This window comes from Paenibacillus intestini (assembly GCF_030803945.1).
Lineage (GTDB): Bacteria > Bacillota > Bacilli > Paenibacillales > Paenibacillaceae > Paenibacillus > Paenibacillus polysaccharolyticus.
Genome location: NZ_JAURUN010000005.1, coordinates 163,703 through 183,198, shown reverse-complemented (window position 1 = coordinate 183,198; position 19,496 = coordinate 163,703). Strand labels below are relative to the sequence as shown.

Annotated in this window: 14 protein-coding genes; 9 read left to right on the top strand and 5 right to left on the bottom strand. The window is 46.1% G+C overall.

What is annotated here, in order from left to right; genetic code table 11:
* The first annotated feature begins 140 nt into the window (after positions 1 to 140).
* Positions 141 to 707, top strand: a complete 567-nt coding sequence (locus J2T16_RS15905; RefSeq protein ID WP_336121590.1) for a GNAT family N-acetyltransferase — start codon at positions 141 to 143, stop codon at positions 705 to 707.
* 77 nt (positions 708 to 784) lie between these two features.
* Here J2T16_RS15905 and J2T16_RS15900 read toward each other — a convergent pair whose 3' ends face one another.
* The gene (locus tag J2T16_RS15900; RefSeq protein ID WP_499018738.1) at positions 785 to 2,653 is read right to left on the bottom strand and encodes an AbfB domain-containing protein; all 1,869 of its coding nucleotides are present in this window, start codon (positions 2,651 to 2,653) and stop codon (positions 785 to 787) included.
* Positions 2,654 to 2,940: 287 nt separating this feature from the next.
* Here J2T16_RS15900 and J2T16_RS15895 point away from each other — a divergent pair, with 287 nt between their 5' ends.
* From J2T16_RS15895 to J2T16_RS15885, 3 genes are all read left to right on the top strand, one after another.
* Complete coding sequence (locus tag J2T16_RS15895; RefSeq protein ID WP_336121591.1) at positions 2,941 to 3,693, top strand: FRG domain-containing protein; 753 nt, start codon at positions 2,941 to 2,943, stop codon at positions 3,691 to 3,693.
* Positions 3,694 to 3,799: 106 nt separating this feature from the next.
* Positions 3,800 to 4,576, top strand: coding sequence for an SDR family NAD(P)-dependent oxidoreductase (locus J2T16_RS15890; RefSeq protein WP_154889862.1), 777 nt, complete (start codon positions 3,800 to 3,802; stop codon positions 4,574 to 4,576).
* A gap of 40 nt (positions 4,577 to 4,616) precedes the next feature.
* Complete coding sequence (locus J2T16_RS15885) at positions 4,617 to 6,026, top strand: DKNYY domain-containing protein (protein ID WP_499018735.1); 1,410 nt, start codon at positions 4,617 to 4,619, stop codon at positions 6,024 to 6,026.
* Between the two features lie 196 nt (positions 6,027 to 6,222).
* On the opposite strand, the gene J2T16_RS15880 is transcribed toward J2T16_RS15885, so the two are convergent.
* Together J2T16_RS15880 and J2T16_RS15875 are read right to left on the bottom strand one after the other, a co-directional pair.
* Complete coding sequence (locus J2T16_RS15880; RefSeq protein WP_154890327.1) at positions 6,223 to 7,671, bottom strand: DEAD/DEAH box helicase; 1,449 nt, start codon at positions 7,669 to 7,671, stop codon at positions 6,223 to 6,225.
* A 560-nt stretch (positions 7,672 to 8,231) separates the two neighbouring features.
* On the bottom strand, positions 8,232 to 10,568 hold the full coding sequence (locus J2T16_RS15875) for a 5'-nucleotidase C-terminal domain-containing protein (protein WP_499018733.1): 2,337 nt from the start codon (positions 10,566 to 10,568) through the stop codon (positions 8,232 to 8,234).
* A gap of 254 nt (positions 10,569 to 10,822) precedes the next feature.
* On the opposite strand from J2T16_RS15875, the gene J2T16_RS15870 reads away from it, so the two are divergent.
* Positions 10,823 to 11,785, top strand: coding sequence for an endo-1,4-beta-xylanase (locus tag J2T16_RS15870; RefSeq protein WP_154889866.1), 963 nt, complete (start codon positions 10,823 to 10,825; stop codon positions 11,783 to 11,785).
* A 209-nt stretch (positions 11,786 to 11,994) separates the two neighbouring features.
* On the opposite strand, the gene J2T16_RS15865 is transcribed toward J2T16_RS15870, so the two are convergent.
* On the bottom strand, positions 11,995 to 13,335 hold the full coding sequence (locus tag J2T16_RS15865) for a glycoside hydrolase family 30 protein (RefSeq protein WP_499018731.1): 1,341 nt from the start codon (positions 13,333 to 13,335) through the stop codon (positions 11,995 to 11,997).
* A gap of 277 nt (positions 13,336 to 13,612) precedes the next feature.
* Positions 13,613 to 15,106: a leucine-rich repeat domain-containing protein gene (locus tag J2T16_RS15860; RefSeq protein WP_499018729.1), complete on the bottom strand. Its 1,494-nt coding sequence runs from the start codon at positions 15,104 to 15,106 to the stop codon at positions 13,613 to 13,615.
* A gap of 261 nt (positions 15,107 to 15,367) precedes the next feature.
* Between J2T16_RS15860 and J2T16_RS15855 the strand changes: the two genes are divergently transcribed.
* The 4 genes from J2T16_RS15855 (at position 15,368) to J2T16_RS15840 (ending at position 19,483) form a co-directional block, all read left to right on the top strand.
* Positions 15,368 to 16,258: a diacylglycerol/lipid kinase family protein gene (locus J2T16_RS15855; RefSeq protein ID WP_499018727.1), complete on the top strand. Its 891-nt coding sequence runs from the start codon at positions 15,368 to 15,370 to the stop codon at positions 16,256 to 16,258.
* Between the two features lie 194 nt (positions 16,259 to 16,452).
* Positions 16,453 to 17,370, top strand: coding sequence for an aldo/keto reductase (locus J2T16_RS15850; RefSeq protein WP_336121594.1), 918 nt, complete (start codon positions 16,453 to 16,455; stop codon positions 17,368 to 17,370).
* A 300-nt stretch (positions 17,371 to 17,670) separates the two neighbouring features.
* Complete coding sequence (locus J2T16_RS15845) at positions 17,671 to 19,056, top strand: helix-turn-helix domain-containing protein (protein ID WP_312027583.1); 1,386 nt, start codon at positions 17,671 to 17,673, stop codon at positions 19,054 to 19,056.
* A gap of 256 nt (positions 19,057 to 19,312) precedes the next feature.
* Positions 19,313 to 19,483, top strand: coding sequence for an aspartyl-phosphate phosphatase Spo0E family protein (locus J2T16_RS15840; RefSeq protein ID WP_090921152.1), 171 nt, complete (start codon positions 19,313 to 19,315; stop codon positions 19,481 to 19,483).
* The last annotated feature ends 13 nt before the right edge of the window (positions 19,484 to 19,496 follow it).

Here is a 19,496-nt window from a genome sequence, read left to right as displayed (position 1 = left end):
ATGTACAGAATGATTAGAAAACGAATATTACATATCTGTCCACCGCCAGCATTCGTACAATAGAGTCCAGAGGGCACGTTTACTTATTTAGAGTAAGGAAGCGGCCGTAACCAGTGGAAGGAACGGTGATTTAGATAAACATGAACATCCAAGTGGAACTGACAAATCAGGATAAGGCATATATCATCAAAAACATGTATCCGTTATACCTGCATGACCTGTCTGGACATTATGGGTTGCAGGAGGCACATCGACCGAATGTACATGGTATTTACGAAGCGAGTTCTGACTACCGAACATTACAAGACCAATACGATGTGCAAAATATATGGTGGGAAAAGCCGGGCTGTCTCTATCCTTTCCTGATCATGGCTGAGGACAGACCTGCTGGATTTGCAATGGTGGCAACACCGCCTCACTGTGCGCCAGGCATCGATTTTTTCATGCATGAATTTTTCCTGTTGCAGCCGTATCGGGGAATGGGTATCGCGGAGAAGGCGGCTGTAATGATCTTCGCTATGTTTAAGGGCAACTGGGAGATATTCACCAATCCAGGGGAGAAAAACAAAACGGGTCAGCATTTCTGGCGCAAGACGGTAGCGAATTATACGCAAGGATTGTACGAGGAAGAAGTAGCCTTAACCGCAGATGCAGACGAGGATGGGCGCAAATTTATCTTTCGTTTCTCGAATCATAGGTTCAATTGATGGGTAGACAGACTATTTCTTGTGAAGGAAATAGTCTGCTGAGCATGGAGAAAGATGAATTTGAACATCATTGTTGCTTAGAAATTCAATCGCCCAAACGTAGCATCTGCTTTTGTAGTCGTATTGCTGGCGGTATTCACGGCATCCAGTTGCAACACATAATCATAATGTCGGATGTAATATCCCGGTTGGCTGTATGATTGCAAAGATACTTTGGTGCCGTCTGCCCAGCCGGGGCTGATCAGGAACGTGGCATCGCCTTTATATGCAGTGGTGTTTGTGAAGGCTTCAAGTACAATTTTATTACTCGCATTACGCTTCAGGAAATAACCAGGGTAGTTGATTGCCTCCAGCGAAACACCTGTAGAGCTGGCAAGACCCGGTACAACGCGGAACTGGGCATCCAGAGCGGGGGTGACATTTGCATCAATGCGAGCAACATAGTTGGCGTGACGGATCATGCGATCCGGTACATTGTGTGAAGCGAACTGGCTGTAGCCTGTAGCTTCAGGTGTGGATGGGCCCAGCATTTTGACTTCATGCAGTGTTGGGGTGTACCAGTTGCCCGGATTGTTCCACAAGACAGCGTTGACCATATTGATTCGCACATAGCGTGCCGTGAAATGCACCGCATCCGTGGTGAAACCATATGTCAGATTGTTGGTGCGATCCAGCGTGGAGTAGTTTACACCATCGTTGCTAATCTCGATTTTGTATTTGTAATATCCCTCGGAACCTTTATACATAAACCACGAAGTATCTATCTCCGTAATGGTCTTTGGTGCTCCAAAATCAACCTGCCACCACGCAGGCCAACTGTTGGAAGAAGCCACCCACGAGGTCTGATAGTTACCGTCATTGACAAGGGAAGGCGACGAGCCAGAAGCCGTCGAGCTAGCGGAGGCTGTCTTGCCTTGGGCATGATTGACGAGAGCAGGTAACGTGATCTGACCTGTTGCCGCATCAATATTCCATGTGGTATACCATTCCAGTGATGCCGTTCCATTGCCGTCATTCAGCGTGAGGGGCAACCAGATATGTTTGTGCTCGCCCAGATTCATCGGATTCCAGCGATCCGCCATATAGATATACGAAGTGGTGCTGCTGCCCTGAATCGTGGCAATATCATGGATCTGGGAGCCAAAGGCAGACGGGTTGCCATAAGGCGTTAGTGCAGACCATGGCCCGGTCATTGAAGTAGCTGTAGCGTATGCACCCTGATTCGGATACCAGCCGGCCGCTTGGGAGGTGAAGAGGTAGTAGCGGTTTCCTTTTTTCACAACAGCCGGGGCCTCGCGGTATGCATTCTCGAACAACCATCCTTCGAAAGATTGTATCCCTGTATAACTTGCATTCATTTTAAAAACAGCCATCGTATCATTCGCACCGCCGTTTTTACGGGAGGCCGTTACGAGATAACCTGTGCCGTCCGTGTCCACAAAAACAGTCATGTCACGAGATTCATAATCAAGCGGGCGGAAGCTGCCTTCATACGTAAATTTGCCATTGGGTGTACTGCTTGTGGCTACCGCAACGCGGCCGAGATTATAATCTGTACCGTTCTCATAATGAGCCCAGAGTACATACTGCTTGGTGGAGGCATTATAGATCACTTTGGGACGTTCAATCTTGCTGGAGGCGAGTTCCGTCGCGGAGTCTTTGGTCAAGATGGCATTGCTAAAGGTCCAATTTTTCAAATCCGTTGAGGTGTAGACGTTTACGCTGTCAAACTTACCACCCACCGCGTGTTCACCATACAGATAATACATTGAGCCTACCTGCAGGATATTACCGCTGTTGGCGTGAATGGGATTGCCAGCCGTATCAAGCCAATCGGTACCATTGGTAATTGCTACACTTGCCGCGTTGCTTCGTTCAGGATGTAGACCAAACATCGTTAATGCGAGTGTGAAAACCAGAAGCCAGACCGTCTTACGTTTTCCCATTACGTACACCTCCATATAGATTAGAAAATAATTAAAGCGCTTTCAAATCTATTGTAGTTGATTTACAATATTTAGCAAGTGAACAATTCAGAGATTGCTGAACATAGCAACATCTGTTGGTGAATAAGCGGTAAGAGCATGAATTCTGCTCCAATTGTCCGTGATATGAAGCCAAAGATCAGATGAAGTCGTATGTAAATGGTAGTATGTTTGTAGGAAGATGAAGGATAAACACATATAGGTGCTGGAGGTGCTAGATTGCTATGAATGATGCCGTATGCTATGAGGTGAAATCGATAGAAGACTACATAGCGATGATTGAAGAGTTACCGAATGGTCAGGAGGGGTATTATTATCGCGGAGAAAACAGGAGATATGCCACTCAATCCTCGTCTTTACTTCGATCAGGAATAGCGCGATTGCTTCGAGATAACCCGGAATATTATGTGGATGCAGTAAACGATTATGTTCGAGATATGGCAGATCAAGCGGGAGAGTGGGAGCGCGAGCATGTGTTAGCCTGGTGTCACCATGAGGGTCTGCCTACGAACTTGCTGGAACTTACAGCGTCTCCGCTACGTGCGTTGTACTTTGCCTGTTTGAGCCGCACCGATCATAGCGAGGAGCCGAGTCAGGCGGGGTACGTATACGGTTTTGCGAGAGAGAATACAGCCGACGTGACTGAACTGATATTGGAGAATGTGGAAATGAAGACATCTCGTTATAACTTGATTGAGGATATGGGCGATGACCCGCGATGGATAAATCTGCTGTCGGATCACGATAAAAAGGGATTTCACAAGCCTGATCTGGCCCAAATGCCTTACCTGATTTATCAGGCACCGTATAAGTATAGAGGCTCAGACGAACCGAATGGCCTATATTTCTATCAGTTGTTTCAGACGGTTCCCTCATCGTGCAGTCCGGAATTTTCTTTTGAAATCATGCAACAGCAGTACACACCTGCGCTGATCGTTAAAGTACTCAATCAAACAGAGATTCGAGAGCAGCTTCATCACCGTTTGGGACTGTACAAGTGATTGAGGTATCGCCCGAATATAAGAGCAAGATTGTGATTGTCGTCTCGTGATATAACTGTCCTGAGCCTTTGAGAAGGTCAGATTATTCATTGAAGGGGATGACGTTATGAACGAGACATGCAGAAGACTGGAAGGACAAGTAGCCGTAGTAACAGGTGCGAGCAGAGGTATTGGCCGGAGTATTGCGATCCGCCTGGCACAGGAGGGGGCATACGTTCTTGTGCATTTTGCAACAAGGCAGGCGGAAGCGGAGAGTGTGGTGCGGCACATCATAGACCGTGGTGGACAGGGGCAGGCCATAGGAGCTGATTTAAGTACGCTGGATGGCATTCATGCATTGTTTTCCAAGATCGATGCTGCTGTTCAGAAGCATGGGCAAGAAGGCAAGTTGGATATTTTGGTGAATAACGCTGGCATAGGACAGATCCTTAGCCTGGAGGAAACGACGGAAGAATCTTTTGAAGATGTCATAAGAATTAATGTAAAAGCACCGCTATTTGTGACACAGCAGGCCGTCTCTCGGCTTCGGGATGGAGGGTGTATCATCAATATATCCTCTTTTGTTACACGCGTATCTTCCCCAGGAGTGTTTGCTTATAGTATGACCAAAGGGGCCATGGATACGTTCACGAAGCTGCTAGCCAAAGAACTGGGAAGCCGCCAGATCAGGGTTAACGCCATACAACCAGGTATCATTAACACCGAGATGAATGAAGGAACACTTGCGAACCCACAGGGACAGGCGTATGCAGCCGGGCTCTCTGTAATGAATCGCTGGGGAGAACCCGAGGATGTGGCTGATATCGCTGCATTTCTTGCCTCGGCGGATAGTCGCTGGATGACAGGACAATGTCTGGATGCCAGTGGTGGCTCACACTTATAATTTCTGACCATGTATTTCTTGGATTGGAGGAGAAACGGTTATGGATCGCTTTGTGATCAATGCGAAGGCTCTAGTGGTCTTGCAGAAAGAGGACGGAGACGCGGTTCTGGTCAAAGGCGGGATCACTGCTGATGGTTTCGAAGTCTTATCGACCTACCCCAACGGCTGGCTGACATTTGCCTATCTAAAAGATTATCAGGGTATATGGTGGTTCAATGCACGTACGAACAAGGCCAGTTTGTTCAGTCAAGATACGGAAGCATTCCATGTCGTGCACGAGGATTACAGTTCTGATTCGCAGCATGTCTATCTGGAGGACAAGCCCGTTTCTCCCTCCGATCCAGGCAGTTTTGAGCTGTTGCCAGGGACGCCTTATTTTGCAAAGGATAAACATCAACTATACGTCAAAGACAGCCAGCATTTTCATGTGTTCGATGAAATTGATACAAGTTCAGCCATTGCGCGGCATGATTACTGTACGGATCTGGATCATTTGTTTCACTTGTCGAGCGGCCTTCGTTACGCCAATGAATATAAATATGAGATCGTAGATTGGCTCCGGGAGCATTACCCAGATATACCGGGCTGGTGGCGGACTAACTACGCTCATCATGCAGATGATGCGATGCAGCTTACGGGGGATTGGTATGCCACGGCTACCTCCGTATTCTATCGGACAGAGTCCGGCGGTGGGTACAGGCGAGATGCTAAAGACACCTTCCATTTGGTTCGCAGTGCGGATCGAAGTTCATTTGAACCGCTAGACGAACAGTTTGCGCGTGATCGGAATTGGGTTTATTTTCAGTGCCGTATCATCCGTGAAGCAGATCCGAAGAGCTTCGAGTCACTTGGAGGCCGATTTGGTCGAGACAAGCAGCATGTTTATTATAACGGGTATCGTGTTGAGGGAGCGGACGTATTCACATTTGAATTGTTAGGCGGTACGGAGCATCTGGGTTTATCCAGAGATCAGAACGACGTATATCATGCGCAGTATGCGCGTACGAGTCAGCCTTTCGGTCATCCTGATGATGTACTTCAACGGATCAAGGGAGCGGATGCGGCAAGTTTTGAAGTGCTCACACCATCCGGTAGTTGGGCTGTAGATGCGAATCAGGTATATCTGTGGGGCATAGTCAATAAAAAGATAGACCGTGCTAGCTTTACTCATTTGCTCGAAGCTGATCCCCAGAGCTGGGCCAAGGATCGAAATAGTCTATATAATGCGAATGGCAAACGTACCGTAAAAGGCATCGATGGAGCATCTTTTGTCATGTTAAACCCATATTGGGGCAAGGATGATCAGGCTGTGTTCAGTTTTGTGACAGGAGGGGTATACAAGACGGCGGATGCTGGAACCTTTCAGGTGACGGATGATCAAGGTAGTGCGGAGGATAAGCTGTTTCGGTATTCTATCCACGATGGAGCGGTGCGTAAGAAGAAAAAGTAGATCTGAATATTACGGTGTAGGGATTTAAAAATGAGATAAGATCTATAGTCATCCTAGATGGAATGGCATTTGTTATATGTAGATAAAAAACCAGGGACAGACTTCAAAAGTCTTTATCCCTGGTTTTGATTTGATTCATAAGCGAAGAAATGGATTTGTTTCTTCTTTCGTTGTTCGTTGTTTCGTTGCTTCTTCGTTAATTTTTGTGACCTTTACGTACCTTAAGTTGCATACGCTTGATCGTAGTATGCTGCATAACTTCCAGGACAAGTGGACCTTTACCATTCAGAATTTCCACATCCGTCACGTTATCCAGAATCGTGATAATCCCGATATCGTCTGCACTTACGCCTTCAATCTTCGCAATCGTTCCTACAAAATCAACCGCACGAAGTTTTTTCTTCTTACCTCCGTTGAAATTCAGCTTCATGATCTGCTGGTTCAACTGCTCACGCTTGTCCTTTTTGCGTTCAGGTGCGATCTTGAGGCGTTTCTCGAATGCTTCCCGGCAGCGATCTACCTCATCTTCTGAAGGGGCTTTGACCACAGGAATCTCAAACCCAATGTAGGATTCGATCTCCGCAAGACGTCTGCCATCCTTTGGGGTGACCATAGTGAAGGCTCTTCCTGTTTTCCCTGCACGGCCCGTGCGGCCTGTACGGTGTACATAGCTTTCTTTTTCAAGCGGGATATCATAATTGATGACATGGGTGATGTTCGTGATGTCAATTCCACGCGCGGCAACGTCAGTGGCGATCAGATAACGGAATTGTCCACGTCTGAAGGCATTCATCACTTCAATTCGCTCATCTTGCTCCATACCGCCATGGATACGATCTGCCGGATAGTCCAAATCAGCCAACACGCGGAACAGCTTATCGACATTCTCCTGTGTGCGGCAAAATACAATACAGCTGTCTGGGTTTTCTGTAATAAACAAGTCCTGAAGCAGTGCAGTTTTGTTCACTTCCGACGTGCGAATCACGGCATGTTCAATCGTTGCTGTAGTCAGTCCGCTAGCTTTAATCTCGATCTCTACAGGAGTATCCATGTATTGACGTGAAAGCTTCGCTACATCTTCCGGGAACGTTGCGGAGAACAGCATCGTTGTCCGTTCCTGCGGTAGTGCCTGAATAATCGCTCGCACCGTCTCGATAAAGCCCATGTTCAGCATCTCATCTGCTTCGTCAATGACCAGATATGCGATGCGATCCAGCGGCAGCGTGCCCCGTTCAATATGATCCAATACTCGGCCTGGTGTGCCCACAGCCACATGGGTCCGTTGTTTCAGCTCGGCTTTTTGAATGTGAAAAGGAGATTGTCCATACAGCGCAGTTGCTTTAATACGTTTAAAGCGACCAATGTTGGTGATATCTTCGTTGACCTGCAGGGCCAGCTCCCGTGTGGGGGTCAGAATCAGGGCCTGCGGTTTATTCTCGTTCCAGTCTACCAGCTCGCAGAGTGGAATACCGTATGCGGCTGTTTTGCCGCTGCCCGTCTGTGATTTTACCACAAGATCCTGATTCTCCAGTGCAACGGGAATAACCCGGGTCTGAACTTCGGTGGGATTCTCGTAACCCAGACTGTCCAGTGCTTTGACGATTTCTTCCCCCAAGCCATAATCTTTAAAATACTGCTTACTCATCATTTACCTCTTTTGCGTTTAGTTTTGAAATGCCGTCTGCTCACGTTATTTTGGTCTCGGTAACCATGTTAATGATCTTACTTACCAGCATTGCACCGTACATGTAACATATACCTGCCTATTATACTCTATGTGCACGGGAAGCGCGTGGAAAATAAAGAGACTCAACTTCTGAATATCGGAGCACCCCTATATACCGGTGAAAGTAGTTACGGTCATTGTCCGCACCCGCATTATTCTAACGATCTCAGATTAGCTTATTGGAACGATATAGAGCGTGTTGGAATTGTAACGATCACCAGAAAGCTTATTTTGCTGAAAACACGATAAGAACATCCGATCTCACTTCATTTTGCCCAAATAAGGTCTCCTGAGATCGTTAGAAAATAAAAACGCGTAAAATCGCCTAAATAGCGTGTCTGGAGATCGTTAGATGTGCAACGTTCCACGTGAAACGATTTGTATCATTCCACAAAGAGCTTCCTCGAAAGTGAACTCAAAATAATAAAAAGACGATACCTCCATCATTACATGGGTGTACCGCCTTGATACATACAGTGTTATTTTAGAATACTCACATATTTGTCGTAAACGTATGCCATCTGTCCATTCAGCTTCACTTTGACCCAGCCATAGGCATGGCCTGTGCTAACTACTTCAAGTATCGTACCTTGTGGTACAGAAGTAATCACTTTAGATTTGGAGGATGCACCCGCACGTACATTCAGATGAGTGGCTGTAACCCTCGCTTGTTTGCCTGGAGCTGTGACACTTGGCTTGCCATTGTCCGAAGAAACAGGTGGTTTACCTGGTTTTGGAGTACCTGGTTTTGGCGCTCCAGGTGTAGGAACCGGAGTTGGGTTCGGCTTCGCTGGAGTTACCGGTTTCTCCGGTGCAGGTGCTGGAGATGGGGAACCCCCGCCATTGTCTTTACCTTCTACTGCTTTGCGAGCCTTGTTCAACTTCTGGTAGAAAGCACCTTTCGTTTTTACGCCTTTGAATTGTGCTGCATCTATCCCTGCTTTGGAAGAGAGAGCTTCAATCTCGTCCGAAGTTACAGCATCCAAAATATTAATGGAGGCAATATTGGTGTACTTGCCATCTTCCGTTGTCGGCACATTCATAATACCGGCATTAATCAGTTCCACGACATCTGCACGCTCCGGTGCAGTCAGGTCTACGCCAGTGATTTTCCAATGTTGCTGAATCTTCGGTTCGTAGACACCTTTCATCACGTCTTTCAGATATGCGATAGACAGATTACGGATCGTGCCTTGAATCTCACCAAAGGCTGAAGCATCCTTGGAGGACCAGAGTTGCTTGAACGTACGTCCTTCAAGCGCCCCGCCTTTGGCAATGAGTGCTTCCATCCGATAAGCATTCATACCGAGCTTGAGCGTATCACCCTCCTGAACGGCTTTTCCATTACTGTATTTCAAATTCGTGATTCGACTGCCATATGGCTTGGTCAGATCAATCTCATAGGTCACACCGCCGAAGAAATCATCGGTGCTGTACTTGGAAGCACGTCGCTTCGGATCAAAGCTGATGGTTACATCCCCTGGGCGAGTGGAGTTAAAGTATCCCGCAGACCATTCCATGTAATCCTTAAGATCTCGTCCGGTCACTTCATATACCGTCACTTCACCAAAAGTGTACTGGTAGTTAAACGCAATATCTTTTTTCTTGATCGGGCCAACGTCCAGCTTGGCTTTGTCATTATCAATCTGATGGGCAACAACGTCAGCATCACTGTAATGGAGCATGACCTCGGTGAAAAAATCAGACAGCGGCGTTTCCTGAATCTGCACGGCAGGGATGCCTTTGATCTCATCCGCCGGAACCAGATTCATTCCTTTCAGTTCCGCGACCACGATATTAGCATCGGCACGAGCGAACTCGTGGAACAGATGCAGTGTTTTTTCCAGAGAAGGATCGGAAACTTCATAAGTGCCGTCTGCTTTTTTGACAGCGAGTGCCTTGGCTTCCTTGCTCTTCAACACAACCTTGCCGTCCTCTTTGGCAAATGTCAGGTCAATACGTGACATGTGTGTACCATATTTGTTGGGTTCAGAGATCAGCACGCCGTTTACAGTCTGTGATTCAATCAGCTGATGCATATGTCCGGCAAAAATAGCAGCCAGTTCCGGGTTGGCATTGGCGATGTCCGTGACGCCGGTTCCCGGTTTGCCGTTCTCGTTATCCAGTCCCATATGCATGAGACCAACCATCACATCCACTTTGCCTTTCAGCTCAGCAATGGCTTTGCGAGTCTCTTCTACAGGGTCTTTGACAATGACACCATCCAGGTGATCGGTTCCTTTTTCAAATTCAGTAATCATCGGGGTGTTCATACCAATCACGCCTACTTTGATACCATCGCGCTCAATAATGGTATATGCAGGCATGTAACGGTCGCCGTTTTCTTTGAAAATGTTACCGACAAGCGCCTGGCCTTTGAACTGAGAAGAGATTTTCTCCAGCACGTCCAGGCCAAAGTTGAATTCATGATTCCCCATAACCCAGGCATCATAGTTCATTTCGTTCATGGCCACCATCATCGGTGACTGGGGCTGATCATTGAACAGCTCAGCTGAGTTGTCCTGAATCATATCTCCCGCATCGAGCAGGATGGTGTTAGGGTTCTCAGCACGAACCTTTTTTACCATCGTATAGAGCTGTGTCATGCTTCCGGCAGGGTTAGGGCCATCCAGTGCGTAGTCCCATGGCATAAAGCGACCATGAATATCAGATGTGCCAAGCAAAGTAATCTTAGTCTCTGGATTTGCTTCAGCTGCGTGAGCATATTCCGAAGCGAGCGGCGCGAGCAACAGGGAAGTGCCTAATAGAATGGATAATGACCAACTAGCAAAACGTTTTAAACCATGTGTGCGCATGTGTAATCCCCTTTGTGTTTGAATATTTGTAATGATATGTATCATTCCATACTAGAGAAACATCAACGCAATGTAAACGCTGATGTAACATATATGTTCGATACAGTTGCGTAAAGCAGAGAAAAAAGATAAAGCAATAGGAAGTATACTTTTCAAAGTAAATAGTATGTTTTATATGTGTATAAAACCAAAATTATCCATTATGATGTCCTTGTAAGCGCTTTATAAAATAAACCAAACCAAGGAGGAATATTATGTTGAAGTCCAAATGGTTTAAGACGGTAGGTACGCTTGCTCTGGCAGGTGTGCTGGCCGCGTCAGTCGCGGTGGGCAGTGTCAGTGCCGGATTGGCTAAAGGCAGTAAATTCTTGGGGAATATTATAGCTAACCAGGTACCTAACAATTTCAGTCCGTACTGGAATCAGGTGACGCCGGAGAACTCCACGAAGTGGGGTGCGGTAGAAGGTACGCGTAATGTGATGAATTGGGGCCAGGCAGATATGGCTTACAACTATGCGAAAAACAATAAAATGCCTTTCAAATTCCACACCCTTGTTTGGGGAAATCAGGCACCTAACTGGATGAATGGCCTTTCTGCAACAGATCAGAGAAACGAAGTAATTCAATGGATCAGAGCTGCAGGACAACGCTACTCTCAGTCGGAGTTTGTTGACGTAGTCAATGAGCCGTTGCATGCAAAGCCAGCCTTCCACAATGCGATTGGTGGAGATGGACAGACGGGCTGGGATTGGGTCATCTGGTCATTCCAACAAGCAAGACAAGCCTTCCCGAATTCCAAGTTGCTGATCAATGAATACGGCATTATCGGTGACCCTGCGAAGGCAGATCGATATATCCAAATCATCAACCTTTTGAAAAACAGAGGTCTCGTTGATGGCATCGGTATTCAAGCGCACTACTTCAATATGGACAATGTATCTGTGAACACGATGAACACTGTTCTGAACAAACTGCAAGCAACAGGCCTTCCAGTGTATGTATCTGAGCTGGACATGACTGGCGATGACAATACCCAATTGCAACGTTACCAACAGAAGTTCCCTGTACTGTGGAAGCACCCGGCTGTTAAAGGTGTTACGCTGTGGGGTTACAACGAAAACCAAACTTGGACTAGTGGTTCCCACCTGGTAAGAAGCAATGGCACAGAGCGTCCTGCAATGCAGTGGCTGAAAACCTACATGGCGAACAATCCATAAGCCCAGGTACAGACCTTGGAGTGGGCATTTGTATAAACTTTAGTAAAAGTACAATCACAGGCAGAATGGATTCACTCTACCCGTTTGAAATCAGTTAACATGCATTATCCCCTCAAAAAAGATCCTGTCCCACTACGATGTGGGACAGGATCTTTTAACTTGCATCAGTATCATGCCATGTTTGCGTTTCTTGCCGTTCATACGGTGTTTTAATTCGCTGTAATCACCATACTGTTAAAGGAATCGGCTTCTAACTGCACATGAACCGTGTGTCCTTCGGCGAACGTCAAGTGAAGGTCACGGCGATCCGGGAACGGATTGTTAACAACGATAACGAGGCTGTTATCCGGGTTGCGGAAAGCAACGGCTTTGCCGCTCCATGCTCCAGACAGACCCAGCCGGCGAGCGCCATTAACGATATGATGAGCAAAATGTTTCATGACATAATACTCTGGATTACGAGTGACGTCCTTACTTGCAGGATCAACAGTGATCATTGAATTCTGCTCCCAGCCCCATGTGCTACGTCCTTTAGGCTCAAGCACCATGTTCCAATAGATATAGGCGTTGACGCCATTACTGAAATAGTGTTGATAGAGGTTATATACGTGCTTGGCGTAGTTCCACGAGTTGTTCCCATCCCCGCATTCATTCTCGGTCTGCATGTAACGAAGCTCCGGATAACTTGCTACGGTACGTTGAATGGCGTGTTTGCCTGCCCATTGATATCCGACTCCTTTGATATAGGAGTAGGCTTTGGGATCGCTGAGCACCAGTCCGGCATATTCATCGAATCCGGTTGTTTTCTTTTTCATCAGTTCTTCCCACGGATCAGGCGCATTAATCGTACCCAGCCAAATTTCGGTGTCCAGCCCATGTTTGTCAAAAGCCGGCCCTAGATAATCAGCGATAAATTCACGCAGTTGCTCGCCTGTCCACATACAAGACGGGAATTTCTGGTCGGCGATCACTTCGTTCTGCACATGCACCTGATGAATCGTAATGCCCGCTTCACGGTAGGCTTCAACAAACTTCACGAAGTAAAGAGCATAGGCTTCGAGAATTTCCTTTTCCCAACGCAATGTTCCATAGTTGTAGGCTTTGGGGAACTTCATCCAGGTTGGTGGACTCCATGGCGATGCGAATAATTGCAAATCCGGGTTATAACTCAAAGCCTCCTTGATATAAGGGATCAGATATTTGAAATCTCGTTCGATGGAAAAATGGTCCATGGCCACATCTCCGTCTACTTCGTTGTGGCTATACCACTGCTCTGCATAATCACTCGCGCCGATCGGCAGGCGACAGATCGTGAACCGATGTTCCCCTTCCGGGTGGAACAGGGAATGCATGACTTCGTGTCGCTGCTCGTCACTTAAATGGGCCAAAGCCAAATAACCAAGCTCATTGAAGCAACCACCGAACCCTTCAACAAGCTGATGCTGTTCACCGGTTAATTTTAAGTTAGCGCTTTCATTGGTGGCTGAAAACGATAACTGGTTCCACGGCTCTGTAGGTGTAGTCGAAAATCCATTAAACGAAAATGTCATATGATGATCCTCCTCGTAGGCTGGTGAGTAATCCTCTTGATTACGTTTAGTATACCAACTTCCACTGCAAAAGCAGATGTGCTAATCCGTGCAATATTTACCCTAATCCAAGGTGGTTCGTTTGGAAATGAATCATTATGGAGTGGGAGGGAGTGGCTCACTACACCCATAACACTTATGTTGGCCACAATTAAGGGCTCATCATATAGTTAGCGCGATATACCCTATTCCTCAGAATACAGAAAAAATCCCCGCTAACAATGCAGCGGGGATATGGTTATTTGTTTTCAAAGATCAGAATCGTTTTACTCTTGGCGATATATCCAATGGTTGTATGAAGCTTCTCTGAAATAAATCGAATGGGAACATAGGCATTGCCATCCTTCATTAACAGCGGAGCATCATTCATGATGAGTTCATCGTTAATGGTGACCTGCTTGTTGCTTACGCCCCAGCGAATGATTTGATCCTCTTGTGTAATGACTGCTTCGCGTGTACCGTTATTCCAGTTCACACGAGCATTTAAATGCTCGGATACAAATCGAAGAGGCACATACGTCCGGCCTTCATTAATAAAAGGAGCCGCCCCCAGTTCGTACGCACGGTCGCCCACATATGCCGTGGCAGATCCTTCGATCAGGCGTTGAAAACGCCCCTGTGGCGTACGTTTCTGCTCTCTGACATTCATCTGGTTGAGTAGCTGCATCGTGTGGCTACCACTTGTCACATCCAGATAATTGTTATGTACAGTAAGCCCGGCAGTAGCCGTCTCTGTCATCACATTTGATGTGCTTAAGGACATAGAAGTGGAAGCAGAGATGTTGTCTACGCTTTGTACATCTGAGTTATCGGGTGTGAAGGATAATTCCGAGATTGGTGTCAGATCCCATATCCGGTTATTGGATAACTTCAAGACGTTTAGTTTGGTTAACTCGCGCAGCGGCTCCAGATTATAGATCTGATTGGACTCCGCATTCAGCTCCGTTAAGTTTGTTAATGTTGCGATGTCACTCAGTTGCTGGATCTGGTTACTCGAGATATCCAGTTTCCGCAATCCTGTCATGTGGCTCAGGGGTGCCAGGCGAGATATATGGTTACCTGCCACATTCAGCTCACGCATGGTATCTGGCAACTCTGTGAGAGCATCAAGTGCCGAAATATGATTGTTCGCCACATTCAATTGCGTCAACTGAGTCTGTTCCGCAAGTGGTGTAAGATCGGTTATATCATTATTTGAGATTTCGAGCCATTTCAGCGAATGCAGCTCTGTTAGAGCATTCAGGCTTAAAATCTGATTGCCGCTGGCATGCAGTGTATGTAGTCTGGGAAATTCTCGCACAACGTCAATGGAGGATATCGAATTGTTACTGATATATAGACGTCCCAGTTGCTGTAATGCAGCAAGAGGCTGAATGGTTGTAATGTAATTGTTTCGGACGTCAATCTCGCGAAGCTCCGTCAGGTGTTCCAGTGGTGTGAGATCGGTAATTTCATTACCGTACAGACGCAAATGGGTCAAATTCACGGCATGTTCCAGCCCGGAAAGACTCTGAATGCCTGCATTGCTCAGATCCACCACACGAAGCTGCTTCAGATCTTTAGATGTGAGGGGTTCACCTACAGGAATATTTAAAATTAGCTTGAGTCCTTCCTCTAGCGCAGAATCTTTAATGAGGGAATGATCCGAATCCGTGGTGGTGTATGCCATTGCTTGCCCCGCCGTACCTATACTTAGAATACATATCAACAATACAAGTGTGATTCTCTTCATTACATGCCTTCCCTCCAAATCATAACGTCTCTAGCTTATTAACCCATCTTGGGATTATAGGAACAGTAATTTTATAACGTTTATCTATCTATACTTTTATTCTATATGACAAGGGCCATGCCCTGCACTTTTTCAGCATAACTTTGTGTAAATTATAAAAATTTGCATGGTGATCAACATATTTGCATCACACTGTATTCAACCTCTTGATGAAAAGGGTAAGGATGTACAGAGGTTATATGCGGAGAGGGAGATGTATCGATGAGGAAAGCAATGATCATTAGCAATCCGTCGTCAGGCAAGGAAAAAGCAGAGCATTATGTATCCCAGGTTCGGTCTATTCTGGAAGTCAGTCAATATGCAGTAGTGGTGAACGAAACAGCCGGGGAAGGCGATGCTACCCATTACGGTCTACATGCCTGCAAAGATGGATGTGATCTGGTCATCTCGATCGGGGGAGATGGCACATTACATGAGACGATTAATGGTATGCTGGACCAGGAACATCGTCCTCTTTTAGGTATCGTTCCACTGGGAACGGTGAATGATTTTGCAAGGGCGTTACATATCTCTCTTGACCCGGAGGAAGCGATCGAGCAGTTACGTTCGGAACAGACCCGGTTGGTCGATCTCGGCATGGTGAATGGGCGACTGTTTGCCAATGTGGTGGCTGCCGGCTCCTTGGCGGAGGCGTTATTCTCTGTTTCGTCCGAGGAAAAATCAAAGCTGGGATCATTCGCTTATCTGAAAGAAGGATTGAAGGATCTGGTAAACACACCGGCAAACGTTCTGAAGATCGAATATGACGGGCAATTCTGGGAAGGAGAGTCACCGCTTTTTGTGGCGGCCCTTACTAACTCGGTCGGAGGATTCGAAAAATTGTCACCGGATGCAGAGGTAGACGACGGACTGATTCACTGCTTTGTGATTCAAAATATCGGTGTATTCAACAGCGTGACCTTAGGCACTTCTTTGTTCTTCGGCAATCTGAAGGACCATAAGGACGTGCACTATTTTACAGCCAAAGAAGTTCATGTTCGCTCGGACGAAACCATTCGTACGAATGTGGATGGAGAGGAAGGCCCTGCTTTACCGGTTGATATCCGTGTATTGCCTGGTTATATGAAGGTGATCGTGCCGGAAAAAGATTAACGATTACTGCCCAAGGCTGGGCGGTATTGCTTATAACAAATCATTTCTCCATATAAATGTGGGGAAAGTCTATTGAAACCGATTGCAGATATATGTCACAATCATAGACGGAAGACAGGCATGGACATGCATATATGGATATGTATCAGGGTCTCATGCACACAAACTATTTTTGAATATGGAGGGGAAACATCTTGAGAACCATTAAACTGGGCAGCAGTGCACTCGATGTGCCTGTAGTTGCTGTAGGCTGTATGCGAATCAATTCATTAGACAGTAAGGACGCGGAGCATTTTGTACGTTCTGCTATGGAAATAGGCGCGAATTTCTTCGATCACGCTGATATTTACGGCACAGGAACATGTGAGGAGATTTTCGCCGATGCTGTGCAGATGAATCCCCAGATTCGTGAAAATTTGATTCTTCAATCCAAATGCGGCATTCGCAAGGGTATGTTTGATTTCTCCAAAGAGCATATCCTGAATTCGGTGGATGGTATTCTGCAACGTCTGAGAACGGAATATCTGGATGTGTTGCTCTTGCACCGCCCGGATGCACTTGTTGAACCGGAGGAAGTGGCTGAAGCATTCGATCAATTGGAGCGTGAGGGAAAAGTGCGCCACTTCGGCGTATCCAACCAGAACCCGAACCAGATCGCATTGCTCAAAAAATATGTCAAACAACCTCTGGTAGCCAACCAGCTGCAGATGAGTATTACCAACACGACGATGATCGATAGCGGCATCAACGTGAATATGGAGAATGACGCTGCGGTGAACAGAGATGGCAGCATTCTGGATTACTGCCGTCTGCATGATATTACCATTCAACCGTGGTCTCCGTTCCAATACGGATTCTTCGAGGGTGTCTTCCTTGGCAATGAGAAATTCCCGGAATTGAATGCAAAGATCGATGAGATCGCTGCGAAGTATGACGTGAGCAATACGACCATTGCGATTGCGTGGTTGCTTCGTCACCCTGCCAAGATGCAACCTGTGACAGGCACAATGAATATTGGACGTCTGCAAGATTGTGTGAAAGCAGGTGAGGTTCACCTCACTCGTCCAGAGTGGTATGAAATCTATCGTGCTGCAGGGAATGTACTGCCTTAGGTCACATTAGATTGAGTATGGAATAACACTGTGAAATACGCTGAATGCGTAATGATATTCGGACAAATGACACGAGCCTGTCTGGCTCGTGTTTTTTTGTGCAGTTGGGTCTTGGAAGAACAGACCATTTCGATATAAAATATAGATACATATTTTATCGCTCTAAAAGGATTAAAATGTAATTAATACAAATTAGTTGAAATTATTTTATTGTAATGCAAGTATATATTACATATAATTACTTTTGCATGTACCTGTAATCTCGCTTTTTGTGTTTTTATTTTGGAGGGTGGTGTTCCCTTGAAGCCGACAACAACCACGATACGCGATCATTTAGCAAGCTATCTGAAGCGTGAACAGATGTCGATCAGTTTATTTTCAGAGCTGTCCGGAATTAATTCTGGCACACTCAGCAACATTTTGAATAAGAATCGACCTATCTCCATGCAGCAGCTGGACCGTATTACGGTAGCTATGAAGCTTGCAGCGGGCCATTTCTATGAGTTGTATATTGATGAGTGCTTTGTGCACGCAACGCCGGATTGGCGGAGGTTAGGCCCTTTTCTGCATCGATGTGCTGAACTGGATAAGCTGGACTGTATCGAAGAGGTCGTTCGTCTGATGATGGATAATCTTTCGTATATCCCGATGTTATTTGATGTGGCGGAGGAGTTCTATCATGCTGGTAAATGGAAACCGGCAACTCTCTTATATGAAACAATCGCTGAAAGTGAGAAGATGCAACATTCCGAGCGGCTTGCGCTCTGTCAGTATCGTCTGTTCAAGCTCGGACTGTCGAATGATCAGCAGCGGAATGTTATTATTGCGGCTCAATTTGAATATTATGTGGATCGACTGGATGAACGCTATCAACTGGATGCATTAAATGAATTGATTAATGCGTTCGCCTCACTTCATCGGTGGAGTAAGGTGCAGGAGTTATCAGAGAAACTGCGGGTGAAGGCAACCATTCACTATGAATTGAATGGGAGAAAGAAAGCGGAAGAAACGAAACGACCTATCATTTTTTATGTTATGTATGCTTATTTGGCATCGGGAAGTGCGTATTTCCATTTAGACAACTATGAGATGGCCCTCAAATATGTTTCGTTATACACCGATTCCTCTTGGGTCAAAGGTCCGGATCATGAAGAAATGGTTGTTATTCAACAATTTCAGGAATGGGCTGAAGGGAATCGTTATATATATCAATTAATGGCTGGACAGTTCGAAATTCTTCCTCAGTATCTGGCCTACATTTCAACAAAAGAGAACGAGATCTTTCCTGCGCTATGTGATATTGTTACTGCGGCGAATCGATACGATATGGATATCGATGATGTGTTAGAAGAGTATGCACCGCATTTTACTTATCAGGAGCAACGGAACCGAATTGGAAAAGTCAGCAAGCAGGTTACGGATGATCGTTACGTCCGATTATTGGCTGGATTGGGCAAGTATTATCTGAAGAGGGATCACTTTGCACAAGGTTTAAATTTTGTTCTGGATAGCTTAAGATTTGCTATTGAAATTAGTGATGGACGAGGTATGCTTAGAAGTGTCGGACTATTCGAACAATACAGGGATTACGCGTCCGATACTGCTATACAGCAATACAAAATCTTGATTGGTGAGGTGCAAAAAATCAATGAAGAAAAAACTGGCTTTGCTGATAGTTACTTGTAGTATCGCGGTGAACATCCTGCCGACCGTTACCGGGCCATCTCCAGTCAAGGAAGATACCCCTCCTCCAATCTACCGAACGAATGATCACGGTTTAGGGACATAAGCCTGAGCCACAGAACGCTTCTGAATAACTCAGAGGCGTTCTTTTTTGTATGTATAAACGGTCCAGTAACGCATAGAAGAGCATATCTGTCATACCCTCATTAAACTACCGATTGGCATAATAAGCTAAAATATGACAAAAGGAGGGGGTGCTATGGATCGTATGGAATTAAAATCACAGATCGAAGACGCGAGACAACAGCTACATCAGATACAACTGCAATATGGCAGTCTGCTTCATCCTGAAGTGATCAGACAATCCGTAGTCCTTGACGCTCTCCTGAACCAATATAACCGAATCCGTGTGGAGAAGTTGATCAATTAACAAGGGTCTATTT